This window comes from Thermodesulfomicrobium thermophilum DSM 16697, from assembly GCF_059568695.1.
On sequence record NZ_JCANTW010000013.1, the window covers coordinates 157,091 to 171,660 of the forward strand.

The following is a 14,570-nucleotide window of genomic DNA, read 5'->3' on the forward strand; positions in this document are numbered from 1 at the left end:
GTCGCTATGGGGATTCATCAGACACCCGCGTGGCAGGCCTTGGCAGAGCATGCCCGGCAGATGCAGCGCGTCCATCTTCGCCAGCTCTTTGCCGAGGACCCGGATCGCTTTATCCGCTTCCACCGCCGCATCCCTGGGCTGTTGGTGGATTTTTCCAAAAACTGGATCACGGACCGCACCCTGGCCTTGCTGGTGGATCTCGCCGTGGCGGCGGAGCTTCCGGCGCGCCGGGACGCCATGCTGCGCGGGGAGCGCATCAATTCCACGGAAAAACGGGCGGTGCTCCATACCGCCTTGCGTCGGCCGCGAGGGGCCTCGCTTCTGCTGGACGGCCGGGACGTGGTGGCGGACGTGCATGCGGTACTGGACCAGATGGAACGGTGGGTGGAGGCGGTGCGCAGCGGCGCGTGGCGGGGATACACCGACCGGCCCATCACCGATGTGGTCAATATCGGCATCGGCGGCTCCGACCTGGGGCCGCGCATGGCGGTGCATGCCTTGGGGGCTTACACAGCCAAACATTTGCGTTTCCACTTCGTCTCCAACATCGATCCCACCCACATGGCTCGGGTGCTGGAGGTGGTGCACCCGGAGACCACGGTCTTTTTGGTGGCCTCCAAGACCTTCACCACCCAGGAAACCCTGGCCAATGCCCACGCGGCCCGCGCCTGGTTTTTGCGCTCCGCCACCGAGGTCGATATCGCCCGGCATTTCGTGGCCATGTCCACCAATACCGAGGCCGTGCGTGCCTTTGGTATCGACCCTGCCAATATGTTTGGTTTTTGGGATTGGGTGGGCGGCCGCTACTCCGTGTGGTCGGCCATCGGCCTTTCGGTCGCCTTGGCCATCGGCATGGAAGGATTCCGGGAGTTTTTGGCCGGCGGTCACGACATGGACACCCATTTCGCCACTGCTCCCCTTGCGGACAACATCCCCGTGATCTTGGGCCTGCTGCGGGTGTGGTACCGTGATTTCTGCGGCCTTTCCTCGTGCGCGGTCCTTCCGTACGACCAGTATCTCGAACATTTTCCCAGTTATCTCCAGCAACTCGATATGGAGAGCAACGGCAAGGGCGTGACCCATGCCGGGGTCCCGGTGGAGTACGCCACCGGTCCGGTGCTGTGGGGGCAGGTGGGGACCAATGGGCAGCACGCCTTCTACCAGCTCCTCCACCAGGGGACGAGTGTGGTGCCGTGCGACTTCTTGGCCCCGAGAGCGCCGCTCCACCCCTTGGGCGATCAGCATCGCATGCTGCTGGCCAATTTCCTTGCCCAGACCGAGGCCCTCATGCGCGGCCGCACCCTGGAGGAGGCCCGGCAGGCCCTGCGCCATTTGTCTGAAGCGGAGCGGGAGCGCCTTGCCCCGCACAAGGTCTTTCCGGGCAATCGGCCGTCCACGTCCATCGTGTACGACCGCTTGACTCCGCGCACCTTGGGTCGGCTCATCGCTCTCTACGAACACATGGTGTTCGTGCAAGGCGTGATTTGGGACATCAACTCCTTCGATCAGATGGGCGTGGAGTTGGGCAAAGAGTTGGCGGGCGCTTTGCTGCCCGAGCTGGTGCCCGGAGCGGCGGTGGGAGACCATGACGCCTCCACCGCGGCCTTGGTGCGGTATCTGCGCGCCGAAGACGACACCCCCGCCGGGGACTAAGGTCCGGGTGGGGCGGGGAAGATTGTACCATACCATGCGCTATAATCCCTTTCGCGTCGATCCCGCCCACCCCTTCCAACTCGTCCGTTTTCTTTCCGTGAGCTCCTTGGTGCTGGTGCTCGGCGCCGGGCTCGCCCTTGCTGCGGTGCTCACCAACACTGTACGCGCGGCGTTTTTGGACAAGAACCGCGCCTTTGCCCAGCTGTTGGCGGAAAATCTCAATCACCAGATCTATCGGCGCTTCACCTTGCCGGTGGTGCTCGCCTTTGGTCGGGTGGAGCTCAAGCGCAAAGAACAGTACGAGCGCCTGGATCAGGTGGTCGAGTCCACCGTCCATTCCTTCCATGTGCTGGAAATCCGTATCTATAACGAGGCCGGAGAAGTGGTGTACGCCACGCAGCCCCACTTGGTGGGGCGTACGGATTTGAGCGATGGGGCGGTGCGCGCTGCGGTCGACGAAGGCCGCACCACTATGGAAGAGGTCCATGTCCGATCGAGATGGGTGACCTTCCTCGACCCTACTCCTGAGCCGGAAAGCGTCATCTTGCGTACGGTCTATCCGCTGCGGGCGGAAGCGGATTTGCGGTTTCGAGAAAACCCCGGCCCCCTTTTGGGGGTGCTTGAGATCACCCAAGACATCAGTCACGATTCCGGGACCGTGGTGCGCCTGCAGCTCTCCATTTTGGTGGCGACCTTGGTTTCGTCCGCGGTGCTGTACAGTCTCATGGTCTTTCTCATCCGCAAGGCGGACCGGGTGCTGGTGGAGCGGGCCCGGGAGCGCGAACGCCTGGAGCGGGAGCTCGCGCAAAACGAAAAGCTGGCTTCCATGGGGCGCATGGTGGCGAGCATAGCCCACGAGATCCGCAACCCTCTGGGGATCATCCGCAGCAGTGCGGAGCTCTTGCGCAAGAAGGAGACCGACCCGTCGAGCGCCAGCGCGCGCATGCTCGAGGCCATCTTTGAAGAGTCCAAGCGACTCAGCCAGATCGTCAATGACTTTTTGGATTACGCCCGACCACGGCAACCCGCCATGGACGAGGTGGATCTCCATGCCTTGGCCCATCAGGCGGTGACCTTTTTGGGACAGGAGGGTCGCGTGCGTTTGGAAAACCGCTTGCCGGCACCGTATCTGGTGCACGGGGACAAGGAGTTGATCTACCGTGCGCTGTACAACGTCCTGGCCAATGCCGTGGCGGTCTCCCCGGCGGGGATGCTGGTGACCGTGGAGCCGGTATGCCGGGAAGGGTGCCGCGGGGTGCGCGTGTGCGACTGCGGCCCGGGCTTCGATCTCCAGATGTTGCCGCGTTACATCGAGCCCTTCTTCACCACCCGGGATCAGGGGACCGGCCTTGGGCTCGCCATTGTGCATTCCGTTATGCAGGCTCACGGCGGGGAATTGGTGCTGGGCAATACCGAAGCAGGCGGCGGCCAGGTGGATTTGATCTTCTGTGAGCCGTGCCTTGAGGATACGCCCGCATCACACGGATTTTTGCCGTAGGTCTTCCTGGGGGCTGTGCCAAAGCCGCTCGCCGAGCCCGGCGTTGCGCTCTGTGCGGCGAGTTGCTGCCTGAAGGATGCGCTCCGTGTCGCCAAGGATGATGAGGCGTGTGCGCGCGCGGGTGATGGCCGTATAGACGAGTTCCCGAGACAAAATAGGGTGATCGGCCCGAGGCAGGACGAGGATGACGGTGTCGGCCTCGGATCCCTGGCTTTTGTGTACCGTGGTGGCATAGGCGGTTTCCACTGCACCCAAGGCGGTCGGCGGCACTGAGCGCGGGCCGGCAAACCAGACACGAAGCGTTCTGCCAGGAGACCTCAAGGTGACCCCCACGTCCCCGTTGGCCAAATCCAGTTCCGGATCGTTGGCGAGCACGAGAATCAGGCGGCCAGGAAACCATGGGTCAGAGCTAGTGCGGAGCATGGTCTCCAGCAGGGCATTGGCGTGCTCCACGCCTCCGGGACCGTGACGCATGGGGCATAAGATCCGCAGTCTGTCGGCGGCGGCCAGGGCGGCATCGGGAGACAGGCGGCCCAGCGGCTTGAAGGCGGGAAGCGCGTGGCGGCCAAAGAGGGCCTCCAGTTCGGTCTCGGTGCGCCATGGGGAAATCGTGACGTCCGGCCAGGGCTGGGTGAGGACGGCCTGCAGGCGTCGGGTATCGCCGGTGCGCAGGGCCTGTGCCAGGGCCTGGATGCCGGAGTCCGGACGAAAGCGGTAGGTACGCCGCAGGGCGATCAGATTTTCGGCAAGGGGCGGCGCCGGCGTGGGCAGAGTGGGAAGTGCCCAGCCGCAAAGGGTATGGGCCATGTCGGCGGTCTCCGGGCCCACGGCTTCGGGATCCGGGCTGCCGGTGAGACTTGCCAGCACCGCCCCTTCTTCCACGGAGGTGAGCTGGTGGGGATCGCCCAGGAGCACCAGACGCGCCCCTTCGGGGAGGGCGCGTACCAAGTGCCAGGCGAGCTCCCCGTCCATGAGCGAGGTTTCATCCACCGCCAGAAGATCCACCGCCAGGGGGCGGGAGGGGTCGCGCTGCGGCGTGCCGGACGTCCCGATCCCCAGCAGGCGATGGATGGTGCAGGCGTCGCCGGGGATCAGACCGCGGGTTTCCGGGGGAAGTGCGGGCAGGGCGCTGGCGAGGGCCTCGCGCATGCGCGCCGCGGCCTTGCCCGTGGGCGCGGCCAAAAGGATGCGGGGACGTATGCCCCTCGCGTGGACGGCGTGGGCGGCATAGAGACCCAGGGCCCGGGCCAGAGTGGTGGTCTTGCCGGTGCCCGGGCCGCCGGCGATGATGGTGAGCTGGCGCGTGACCACTTGCAGGGCCGCCAGGGCCTGGAAGTCCGGCTCTGGTCCGAGGTTCGGAAAAAATCGAGGCAGGGCCGCGGCAAGCCAGGCAGTATCCACCTCGGGTCGGCATTGGGCCAGGTGGAGGAGGCGCTTCGCAAGTTCGGTCTCGTGGTGGTAATGCCGCCAGAGATAGAGGCGTCCGCAGCTTCGGGCCAGAGGGGCAGGGTCGCCCTGGGTGCTGATCCACGGCATCCCCGTGGCCGTGAGTTGGGGGGCGAGCTCGGCATCGATGGCCTCCATCCGGGCGGTGATTTCTCCTTCGGCAAGGCAGGTGTGCCCGCGTCGGGCGCCTTGGGAGAGCAGGGCTGCGGCCAGGGCCACGGCCAGGGGCGCGCCGAGGTGGAAGAGCGCCCCGGCGGCCAGGAGGTCTTGGGGAGTGAAGCCAAGCTCCGGAGCACGGTGGGAAATCAGTTTCGGGGCAGGGAGCATAGGCGACTGCGCATGGTGTGGATGGTGGGGGGATGGGCGGGGATATGGACGATGCCGTGTCCGGGGTAGTGGGGATGGACGCCGCGCACGAAGAGGAAAAAAGCTCCTCCCAAAAGTTCCAGGGGATCGCGTCCGGGCATGCGTGCGGCGAGCAGACGGTCGAGAGCGGCCAGATACAAGGCGGCCTGCAGATCGTAGCCGTGTTCCTTCATGACCTTGGCCATGGCGTCTGGGGTATAGGCGCTGGGGGTTTCTCCCAAAAGGTGGGTCTTCCAGTCCACCACGTAGTACCGGCCGCGGATTTCCAGCACCGCGTCCACAAAGCCGGTGATCCATCCCGGACCCATGTCGCGAACGCAGCGTGACGCGCGGCCGCTCAAGGATTGGGTCAGGAGCGCGAGCTCCTGGTGGCTCAATCCCGCTGTGGGCAGGAGAAATTCCATCTCCGCCACCCAGCCTTGGTGCTCGCGCAGGCAAAAGCCGCCCAGGTCGGCGTCGAGAACATGGTCCACCATCTGGGTCAAGGTCTCGGTCCAGCGCAAATCCAGGCCATATGTCTCAAGGCCCCGGCGCACGGCTTCTTCCACCGGCGTGTCCGTAGTGGCGGCCTGTGACACGTCTTCCCAGATGGCGTGAATACAGGAGCCCGCCACCGGGCCGCGGGGAAACCGGGCAATATCCCAGGGTTCTTGCGGAGCCTCCGGGGGCGCCGCAGGCGCTTCGGGCGGCTCGTCGTCCCATCCCGGTCGGGTTGGGACGAGCCCCCGCATCAGGCCGGTAAAGCTCTGGATGGCCGGAGGCGAATCGAGGCTCCGCGTCCACGGGGCGATGTGAAGCTCCCAGGCGGGCTGCGGCGGGTCCCAAGGTCGGGGAAGGGCGCTGGGCAGGGGCTGCACCGAGACGACTTCTGCCAAGGGGGCGAGGTCGGCGTCCACGTCGGCGTCCTCGAGGTCTTTCCAGCGTACCGTGTTGCGGCTTCCGTGCAGGACCCAGGCCAGGCCCGATGTGTCGGCCCGATTGATGCGGCCCCAGGCGAAATAGAGGCGGTGGCTGGCCCGGGTGAGGGCCACGTAGGCCAGACGCACGCCCTCGGCCAGGGCTTCCTTCTGGGCCAGGGTTTGGGCCTCGGCGCCGCCCGCCAAGTCCATGATGAGGCCGCGATCGTCGTGGTAGAACAGCGGCGGGGACCCCACCTCGGTTGGCCGGAAGAGGTATGGGCAAAAAACAACTTGAAATTCCAGCCCCTTACTCTTGTGCACCGTAAGGATGCGCACCGCCTCTTCAGCGCCGATGGGCCGCAGTGTGGTGGCGCTGTTGGGTGCTGTGCCGGGGCTGGCCACGAAGCGGCAGAGCGCTGCGGGCGTGGCTCCCCGGCTTTCGTGGAATTGCAAGAGCTCCAGCACGTGGTCGAGGTTGGTCACCGCCCGCAACCCCTGGGGGAACTCCAGCAGGCGCGCTCGCGTATTGGCGCGGGTGAACAGCATCTCCAGGGCTGCCACCACCCCTTGGCGGCGCCACACGTCCATGGCGTCGGCGAAACGTTCCTGCCAGATCTCCAACTTTTCGGGGTGGTCGTGGAGCTGTCGGATGGCGGTGGCGTCAAAGCCCAAGAGGTCCGTGGCCAGGGCCGTGGCCACGCGGGCGCGGCGCCGGGGCTCGCGCATGGCGTCGAGCAGGGCGAGCACCCCTTCTGCCTCGGCGCTGTCGAGTACCGAGGCGTCTTCTTCCAGGATGCAGGGGATGCGGGCGGCTTCCAGGGCCCTGGCCACGGGGAGCATCTGCGCGCGGGTGTCCACCAGCACCGCTATGTGGCCGGGGTGGATGGGGGCCCCGTCCAGACGCACGTCCCGGACAAGCAAGCGGTGGATCTCCGCAGCCACGGCCTGGGCAAGCAGGGGGATGGCCGCGTTTTGGGCAAGGGGTTTGTCCGGGGCCGGCACGCGCCAAAGCACGCAAGCCGCGGAGCAGTCCGGGTCCTCCATGCGGGGCCACGGCGCAGGCCGGGGCTGCACCGGGGAAAACGCCATTTGCGGGAGCACGAAGGCGTTCGCATGGCGGGAGAAGATGGCGTTGACGGCCGCTACCAGGGCAGGGGCGGCGCGGTAGTTGGTGTCGAGGGTGGCTCGGTGCTCGCAGCGGGCGGCGGCATCGAAATACACGTGGATGTCCGCGCCCCGGAAGGCGTAGATGGCCTGTTTGGGATCGCCGACGGTGATGCGGCAATGCCCCGCGTGGTCGAAGAGGCGTGCGAGGATATGCTCTTGCAGGGCGTCGGTGTCCTGAAATTCGTCCACGATGGCCACACGCCACGCCTTCTGCGCCTGGCGGCAGATCTCTGGGTCGTCCACCAACGCGGCGGCCTGGCGGATGAGGGCGTCGAAGCTGTGCATCCCCAATTCCTCGCTGGCGGCGTCGATGCGCGCCATGGCCGTGGATGCAGCCCTGGCCAGGGTTTGGGTGCGCCAGAGGTCCGCGGCGTGATAGAAGTCTTGCGCCGCGCTCCATGCCTCGGCGAGGCGGGCAAGGGACGAGAAATTCGGGTCTGCGCCGGCTTTGAGGCACTTTCCCAAATGTTCGGGCGTGAGCTTGGAAAGGGCGTCTTGGTCCTGGGATGTGGGTTTTTTCCATGGCGTGGCGAGGAATCGTCGCCAAGCATCCAGGGCGTTGGCAAGCGTTGCTTGGCGGATGCGGTTTCCCAGAAACACGGTTTGACGGTGCGTTTCGCACCAGGCCACGGTCTTTTCGATGGCGTCCCAATGCGCTTGCACGGTCTGGAGTGCGTCTTGGAAAGCGTCCTGGGTACGGAAGAGTTCATGGGTATCCGCAGGTGCAGGAGCAGGGCGGATGATGGGATCTTGGACCAGGGCAGGGGTCTTCAGGAGGGCTTCCAAGTCCTCGACGCGTAGGGTTTGGCGCAGGTATTGGCCGGCAAGCCCGGGCAGCGTGGAGAGCTCCTGGCGCCACAATTCCATGGCCGCGTGGTGGATGATGGGGGTGGCGTCGTCGGTGAGCACGCTTGGCCCGGCGCCGGGGCCGAAGCGGTTGATGAGGCGTTGGCAAAAACCATGGATGGTGCAGATGGGGGCCTGGTCCATGGCCAGGCGTGCCGCCGCCAAGCGGGCCCGCACCGGGATGCCGCGGACTTCGGCTTCTTTGAGGTGGCGCATCACGGTATCGTCGGTACAGGTGTCGGGGGGGCGCAGGCAATGGGTCAGGCGTTGGGTGAGGCGGGAACGGAGCTCCTGGGTGGCGGCGTCGGTGAAGGTGACTGTGAGGATACGCTCCACCGGGATGCCCTCCAGGGCCACCAGGCGGATGAAGAGGATCTCCAATGAGTAGGTCTTGCCGGTGCCGGCGCTGGCTTCCACGAGCACGCGGCCGGAAAGGGGCAGCGAGAAGAGATCCGTCATGGCGTGGCCTCGGTGAGCATGGGGACGAGCAGTCGCTGCGCCAGGTCGTGGGCTTCGTCCCAATGCGGAGTGTCGGGAAAGCAGATGCGCAGGTACGGGTCCTGGTTTTCGGGAAAGGGGCCGTCTGTCCAGGCGCTGACCATCTTCTGATGGGCATTGTCGTGACCCTTGGGGCAGTAGGCTTGGGCGTACGCGAGACACGCCTTGGGAAGCAGGGCCACAGGACGGGTGTGGGCCTCGAGCCAAAGGTCTATGGCCGCGCGCAGGCGGTCTTTGCTCTCTTTCGGGTCGAGGACTGGTTGGGTGATGATGTGGTCTTCAGTGATGAGGGTGACCCGATCGGCCGCGCGCGTCGTCCCGGCCACGATCAGCGTGAGGTAGAGGCGTAGGAGGTCTTGGGTTTTGAGGGTGGCTGGCCGGTAGAGCGCGATGCCTCCTGCGGCCAGGGGGAGGGTCCCGCAAAGCGTGGTCTCTTCCATCTCCACGTAAAAGGGGTGAGGGCGGATGCCGTGCGGAGCGATAGCGCGGATGTGCTGGGCCATGTCCATCACCTGGGCGATGGCGGGGACGACGAAGGCCTCGCCTCCTGGGGTGTCGGGGACGACCTGCCAGGCCTGGGCGGTGCGGACGAGTTCGGTGAAGGAGGCGCCGCGTTGGGCAAGCTCTAGGAGCGCGCCCTTGAGGCGGTGGAGAGTCCGGTGCGCCGGCGTGCGGCAGGGCTCGTCGTCCGGGATGTCTTCTTCGCGGAAATGCGGACGGATACCCAGGGCGTGGAGGAGCGTGCGGCAGGGGTGGGCGAGGTCGCGGATTAGGCGGCCAAGCTCCAGTTCCGCCGGCATCTGGGGCCGGGGAAGCGGGTGCCGGAAGAATGGCGGCCGGGGCCGTTGGGGGCGGAGAAAGGCGTGCGCCTCCTGGAGGCGGCTGCGGGTAGTGGTGGGCCAGGGAAACGAGGTGTCCAGGGCGCGGGGATGGAAGGCGAAGAACGGGTGCGTGGTGACCAGGGCCGAGGAAGGGGATGCGCCATCCACAGTGGCGCGGCTGTCGAGGTGCTCCAGGAGACTGGCGAGCACCGGTGACGGGCCGAGGGCCGAGGGCCCTGCGCTGGGGGCGAAAAGCAGGAGGCGGTCGCGGGCGGAGAGCAGCGCGTCCAGGAAGAGACCACGGTCGTCGTCGGTGGGGGTGCGGTCTCCTGGCCGGGGATGCGCGGCAGTCAGGTCGAGACACGGGGGTGTTTGGGTGCGCGGAAAGTTGCCCGCAGCCAGCCCTAAGAACGCCACCACGCGGAAGGGTACGGCGCGCATGGGGCGCGGAGCGCAGAAGGTGATGCCGCGGGCGAGAAATTCGCCCTCCTGGGTTTCGGAATTCAGGGCGCGCTCCAGGGCCTGGGCCATGGAGCGACCACAGGCCGCAGGACGGCCGGCGTCTTTCCATGCGTTCAGCGTTTCCGCGACGCCCCGGCGAAGTTCTTCCGGCGCGCCGCTCCCTTGAGCGGGCCAAAAGGTTTCGAGCATCCAGGGAAGGATCCGCTCCCAGTCCGGGGCAGGGTCTTGGACCCATTGGCAAAGGTGCTCGAGATGCTCCAGCCACAGGGCGCAGGCGGCGAAAAGCTCTCGGTCCTCGCTTGGGCCAAGGGCAAGGGGAGCGACTCCTTGGATGGTGCCGTGGTGATCGCCGGTGATGGCCCCGAGAGCCAGGCGCGTAAGCCCGGCGCGCCAGGTGCCGATGGCGCTGGGCGGCGCGCCGTGTTTTTGGCGGAAGGCCGCGTCGATCCCCCAGGCAATGCCCGCCTGGGCGAACCAGGTCTGCAGGCGCAGGCAGGCGTCTTCGGAAAGTCCGAGAAGGCCCCGCGTGGGCGGGGCGAAGAAGAGTTCTTGCACGCGGCTGCGCTCCAGACGACCGGCAGCGATGCGCAGAAGATCCAGGAAGAAGCGGATTTCTTCATGGATCAGGCCATGGTCCGCTACAGCATACGGGACTTCGGGAGCGCTGCTGCCGAAGACCGCGTGGATGAGGGGGGCGTAGGCATCCATGTCCGCCGTGATGGCAAGGATGTGATGCGGCTCCAACGTGGGGTCGGTCTCGAGAAGATGCAGAAGACGCTCCCGCAGGACCTCCACTTCCCGGCGGGGGGTGGCGCAGAGGTGCACTTCGATATTGGCGCGGTTTTTGGAGAAATCCCGGATTGTCGGGGTTGCGGGCAGGTGGAGGAGATCGGCGTGCAGACAGCCCAAAAGGGTATCCTCGGCGGGCTGGGCAAGGAGCGGAGCCACTACGGCGCATTCTTCCCAGCGGTCCAGGGCGTCTCGGAGGGACGATCCCAGGAGGGCCAGCATCTGGGCCGCGCTCCCTTCCTCGTGGCTCTGCCGCCGTCCCCAGGTGTGCGCAGACGGGCCGAGTACGTACACGTGGACCGGGATGTGGGCGCCGAGGGCTGCCAAGAGATCCACGAAGTGCGGCGGCGCACTGGAGATGCCAAAAACCGCCACGCGGTGAGGCAGGCCCTTCGGGTCCGGGCGGGAGCGCAGAGCCTCGATCATGGCCAGGGTGAGGGCGGCGCGGTGACTTTCTTCCTCGCCGCGTACCACGCGCTGCCAAAGCCGCCGCTGCCAGTCTTCTGAATCCCGGTTTTCCGGGCCGATCTCGCCGCACGGCACGCCCTGCTGCCACTTGGCGAGCCAGTGGGGACGAAAGAGCTGGTAGCGCTCGAAGACCGACGCCAAAGCCACGGCCTGTCCCATGCGCTGGCAAGGGGAGGAGACTGCCGCCCTCTCACCCAAGAGGGCGCCTTCGTATTCCAGTGCCGCCATCAAGCGCCATAGCAGCCGGGAGGCGGAAAGCGGGCGCCGCGCGCCGGGAAGGCGCAGTCGGCGGGCGAGATCGTGCAGCAAGGCTGCGGGAAAAGGGAAGCGCACCCCGGCGCAGATGCCGTGCTCCCGGGCCAAGGTCATGGCCAGGTAGCGCTCCATGCCCCGGGATTGGACCACCACGATCTCCTGGGTGAGGGGAGACAGGCTGTCCTTGAGGTGGTCCGCGAGGAGTGTTGCTAGGTATTCCAGGCGATTGGAGAGAAAAACCGTGAGCGCCATGGGCTAGGTGAGTCCCACCTCGCCGGCGATGTCGTGGATGGCGGCGATGGCGAGTGTCAGAAACTCGTCAAGGGCCAGGTTCAGGTGGCTGCACTCGGCGATGGTTTCGCGGCACACTGCGGCGGCGAAGCGTTTGTCCTTCATTTTTTTTCGCAGGCTCGACGCCTTGAGCCCTTGGGTGCGTTCCGGCCGCACCAGGGCCGCGGCATGGATGAGGCCGGTGACCGTCTCTCCGCAGCGCAGGGCGAAATCCAGGGGAGTGGTCGGGGCAAAGCCGGTGGCTTCGTTGTGGGCGCGGATGGCGGCGAGACCTGCTTCAGGAAGCATCCCCCCTAAGGAGTTGGCGGCGATGACGCCGTGGAGCTCCGGGGTGTCCTGGGTGGCGGGGTAGTCGAGGTCGTGCAGCAGCCCCACTCGACCCCAGAGCTCGGGATCGTGGTCAAGGCGCCGCGCCAAGGCCGTCAGAACGGCCTCGGTCTCCAGGGCATGGGCGCGCAGATGCGCCGGGGTGTTGGCTTCGTCAAGAAGGAGAAGGGCTTTTTCGCGGGAAATCATGCTGAGCGCTCCGGAGTGGTTTCGGGTCGTCGGGCGGGGAAGCCGGTGAACATGCGGTTCCACGCCAAATTCAAGGCAATGGCGAAGAGAATGGCCAGGATGGCCAAGGCCACGTCGTAGATGGGCGGTGCGGCCAGGGCCAGGCGGATGAACACCGTGGCCAGTGCGTAGCCGGAGTTGCGAAACACTGCGTGGAACGATGGCCAGAAATATTGCGCCACCAACACGACGAGGATGTCGGTGAAGACGAGCAGAGTGTAGAAAAAGGGGAAAAACTCCACGTGGGGCAGTCCCGCCAGGGTGATGGCCACGTTGGTCAGGCCGAAGCCTACGAAGACCGTCAGCAACACCAGGGCGATGGCCTTTTTGATGGCCACGAAGCGGTACAGGGCCGTGGCCGACAGGGTGTCTTTTTTGTGTTTGGGCTGGATGCGGCGAAAGACCCCGAGCAGGGCGAAGAGGACGAGCGCCCCGAATCCGGACACCGCCAGGTGGAGCACTGGGGTCAGATTGGCCTCCACGGTGATGGGCTCGCCGAGGAGGCTCAGCTCTTTGAAGGCGTTGCGCAAAAGGATCAGGGCCAGGATCTCGAATTGGGTGCCCAGGGATTTGGAAAAGGAACACGGCAGGGTGAAGAGAAAACTCACCACTTCGAGGATGAGCACCAAGGTGAAGGCGAGGTTGACGGCGTGGAAATGGTTGGCAGGGGTATGCTGGGCGAGGGCCGCGGGCAAAAGTCCTTGGCGGCCGAGTTCGATACCGGCCAGGGCCGCGAGAAAGACGAGCACGAGGAGGGCTGCCGCCCGCCGGTGAAAGCCCTCGCTCTCCCAGAAATGATGCAGGGGGTCGAAGAGGAACGTGACGATTTCACAAATACGGTCCACCCACTTGCCCATACTTCCTCCGGCCCACCAGCATGGCAAAAGCCCGCGCCAGAGGCAAGCCCCGCTCTCGGCGTTCAGGGCGTGCGGCGACGCTGCCGGAACGGGGCGACTCTATCCGGAGATCGTTTTTTGGAGACGGTGCGAGACGGGTTTAGAGGGAGCGGTCCACCAATACGCCCACAGTCTCTTCGATGGCTGCGGCCAGACGCAGGATGTCGTCCGGCGGGATCTTGCGGATGAGTTTGTCGGTTTGTGGATCCCGGACTTCCACCTGGAGACGGTCCGTGGAGTCGTCCACGTGGAAACGCAGCTCCACGCCCAGGGAGGCCATATAGGCGCTCATGGCGTCCGCCACTTCCTTTACGGTCTCGGGAGAAGGCGGTGGAGGCGGCGGTCCGGGCTGCCGTTCCAGGTCGGGGTCACGCTGGGGCTGGCGGTCCGAGGTCCAATCGGCCGCCGGTGGGGTGGGATCCTGCAGGGTGATGGCGGCAATGGAATTCATGATTGGCCTCCGTTGGTTTTCGGTGATGAAGTTTTATCCCTCTTATCGGTCGAGGAGAGGAGAACTTTAGGGGTGCGGAAAAAATGACCGCTTGGGCGGGATCCGAGGAGGGAATTATCGCTAGAAACTTTTTTTTGTTGATAAAAAAATATTCGGCATCTTTTCTGCAAAAGGAGGGGCACACCACACCAACAAGGAGGTTTTTCCCATGTCTTTGGTCATCAACCACAATTTGATGGCGATGAACGCCGCCAGAAACTTGACTCAGTCCTATGGCGCCCTGTCCACCTCGACGCGCCGCCTGTCCTCAGGCCTGCGGGTGGGCACTGCCGCAGACGACGCGGCGGGCCTCGCCATCCGCGAACTCATGCGCGCGGATATCGCCTCCCTCAAGCAGGGCATCCGCAACGCCAACGACGCCATCTCCCTCATCCAGACCGCCGACGGCGCCCTTCAGGTCATCGATGAAAAGCTCATCCGTATGAAGGAACTGGCCGAACAGGCGGCCACCGGCACCTATACCTCGGACCAGCGCCTCATCATCGACTCCGAGTACCAGGCCATGGCCTCGGAAATCACCCGAATCGCCAATGCCACCAACTTCAACGGCATCTATCTCTTGAATGGGAATCTTTCGGCATCCACTCCGCATGTGGCAAGCTGGGCCAGCTCTCATGATGGTTCAGGACTGGCCTCCACCGGCCCGCTCAAGGTCCACTTTGGCACGGGCAACAGCTCTGCCGAGGACTACTACTACATCGCCATCCAGACCGCCACGGCCTCGGCCCTGGGTGTGGGGAACCAGGCGGATGTGAACCGTGACAACGGCTCCGGCGTGGCAGGGGCCGGCTTTAGCATCTCCACCCAGCAGGCGGCGCAAGAGGCCCTGGAGGCCCTCAATGCGGCCATCGTCTCCAAGGACAACATCCGTGCCAATTTGGGTGCGCTCCAAAACCGGCTGCAGAACACCATTACCAACCTGCAGATCCAGGCGGAGAACCTGCAGGCTGCGGAGTCTCGGATTTCCGACGCCGACGTGGCCCAGGAAATGACCGCATTCGTGCGCAACCAGATCCTTACCCAATCTGCGGTGGCCATGCTTTCGCAGGCCAACCAATTGCCGCAGATGGCCATGCAGCTCATTCAGGGATAATGGAACGGGCGCAGACGCGCTGATGCGGAGTGTGGCAGGTGGCCAAAGACAGGCCG

The 14,570-nt window shown here is 65.5% G+C and carries 9 protein-coding genes; 3 read left to right on the top strand and 6 right to left on the bottom strand.

All coding sequences use genetic code 11. The annotated features are described in order from the left end of the window. The first annotated feature begins 6 nt into the window (after nucleotides 1-6). Together pgi and BR00_RS06520 are read left to right on the top strand one after the other, a co-directional pair. Nucleotides 7-1,653 (top strand): glucose-6-phosphate isomerase, encoded by a 1,647-nt coding sequence (gene pgi / locus BR00_RS06515; RefSeq protein WP_496476782.1) that lies wholly within the window; start codon nucleotides 7-9, stop codon nucleotides 1,651-1,653. A gap of 34 nt (nucleotides 1,654-1,687) precedes the next feature. Further along, nucleotides 1,688-3,151, top strand: coding sequence for a histidine kinase dimerization/phospho-acceptor domain-containing protein (locus BR00_RS06520; RefSeq protein ID WP_496476783.1), 1,464 nt, complete (start codon nucleotides 1,688-1,690; stop codon nucleotides 3,149-3,151). Here the strand turns inward: BR00_RS06520 and recD are convergent. The 6 genes from recD to BR00_RS06550 all read right to left on the bottom strand — a co-directional run bounded on the left by recD (nucleotide 3,131) and on the right by BR00_RS06550 (nucleotide 13,361). Continuing rightward, entirely contained in the window at nucleotides 3,131-4,924 is a 1,794-nt protein-coding gene (recD, locus tag BR00_RS06525; protein ID WP_496476784.1) for an exodeoxyribonuclease V subunit alpha, read from the bottom strand. The genes BR00_RS06520 and recD overlap by 21 nt on opposite strands. Further along, nucleotides 4,903-8,334: a UvrD-helicase domain-containing protein gene (locus BR00_RS06530; RefSeq protein ID WP_496476785.1), complete on the bottom strand. Its 3,432-nt coding sequence runs from the start codon at nucleotides 8,332-8,334 to the stop codon at nucleotides 4,903-4,905. The genes recD and BR00_RS06530 overlap by 22 nt, the downstream gene beginning before the upstream one ends. Beyond that, on the bottom strand, nucleotides 8,331-11,420 hold the full coding sequence (locus tag BR00_RS06535) for an exodeoxyribonuclease V subunit gamma (protein ID WP_496476786.1): 3,090 nt from the start codon (nucleotides 11,418-11,420) through the stop codon (nucleotides 8,331-8,333). The genes BR00_RS06530 and BR00_RS06535 overlap by 4 nt, the downstream gene beginning before the upstream one ends. 3 nt (nucleotides 11,421-11,423) lie before the next feature. After that, nucleotides 11,424-11,975 carry an HD domain-containing protein gene (locus tag BR00_RS06540; RefSeq protein WP_496476787.1) on the bottom strand — a complete coding sequence of 184 codons (552 nt, stop codon included), beginning with the start codon at nucleotides 11,973-11,975 and terminating at the stop codon, nucleotides 11,424-11,426. Then, nucleotides 11,972-12,871, bottom strand: coding sequence for a hypothetical protein (locus tag BR00_RS06545; protein ID WP_496476788.1), 900 nt, complete (start codon nucleotides 12,869-12,871; stop codon nucleotides 11,972-11,974). The genes BR00_RS06540 and BR00_RS06545 overlap by 4 nt, the downstream gene beginning before the upstream one ends. 139 nt (nucleotides 12,872-13,010) lie before the next feature. Further along, nucleotides 13,011-13,361 carry a flagellar protein FlaG gene (locus BR00_RS06550; protein WP_496476789.1) on the bottom strand — a complete coding sequence of 117 codons (351 nt, stop codon included), beginning with the start codon at nucleotides 13,359-13,361 and terminating at the stop codon, nucleotides 13,011-13,013. 208 nt (nucleotides 13,362-13,569) lie between these two features. Here BR00_RS06550 and BR00_RS06555 point away from each other — a divergent pair, with 208 nt between their 5' ends. Then, on the top strand, nucleotides 13,570-14,514 hold the full coding sequence (locus tag BR00_RS06555) for a flagellin N-terminal helical domain-containing protein (protein WP_496476790.1): 945 nt from the start codon (nucleotides 13,570-13,572) through the stop codon (nucleotides 14,512-14,514). The last annotated feature ends 56 nt before the right edge of the window (nucleotides 14,515-14,570 follow it).

Coding starts and splice junctions, on each gene's coding strand:
- pgi (WP_496476782.1), top strand. CDS start 7: ATGGGGATTCATCAGACACCCGCGTGGCAGGCCTTGGCAGAGCATGCC.
- BR00_RS06520 (WP_496476783.1), top strand. CDS start 1,688: ATGCGCTATAATCCCTTTCGCGTCGATCCCGCCCACCCCTTCCAACTC.
- recD (WP_496476784.1), bottom strand. CDS start 4,924: ATGCTCCCTGCCCCGAAACTGATTTCCCACCGTGCTCCGGAGCTTGGC.
- BR00_RS06530 (WP_496476785.1), bottom strand. CDS start 8,334: ATGACGGATCTCTTCTCGCTGCCCCTTTCCGGCCGCGTGCTCGTGGAA.
- BR00_RS06535 (WP_496476786.1), bottom strand. CDS start 11,420: ATGGCGCTCACGGTTTTTCTCTCCAATCGCCTGGAATACCTAGCAACA.
- BR00_RS06540 (WP_496476787.1), bottom strand. CDS start 11,975: ATGATTTCCCGCGAAAAAGCCCTTCTCCTTCTTGACGAAGCCAACACC.
- BR00_RS06545 (WP_496476788.1), bottom strand. CDS start 12,871: ATGGGCAAGTGGGTGGACCGTATTTGTGAAATCGTCACGTTCCTCTTC.
- BR00_RS06550 (WP_496476789.1), bottom strand. CDS start 13,361: ATGAATTCCATTGCCGCCATCACCCTGCAGGATCCCACCCCACCGGCG.
- BR00_RS06555 (WP_496476790.1), top strand. CDS start 13,570: ATGTCTTTGGTCATCAACCACAATTTGATGGCGATGAACGCCGCCAGA.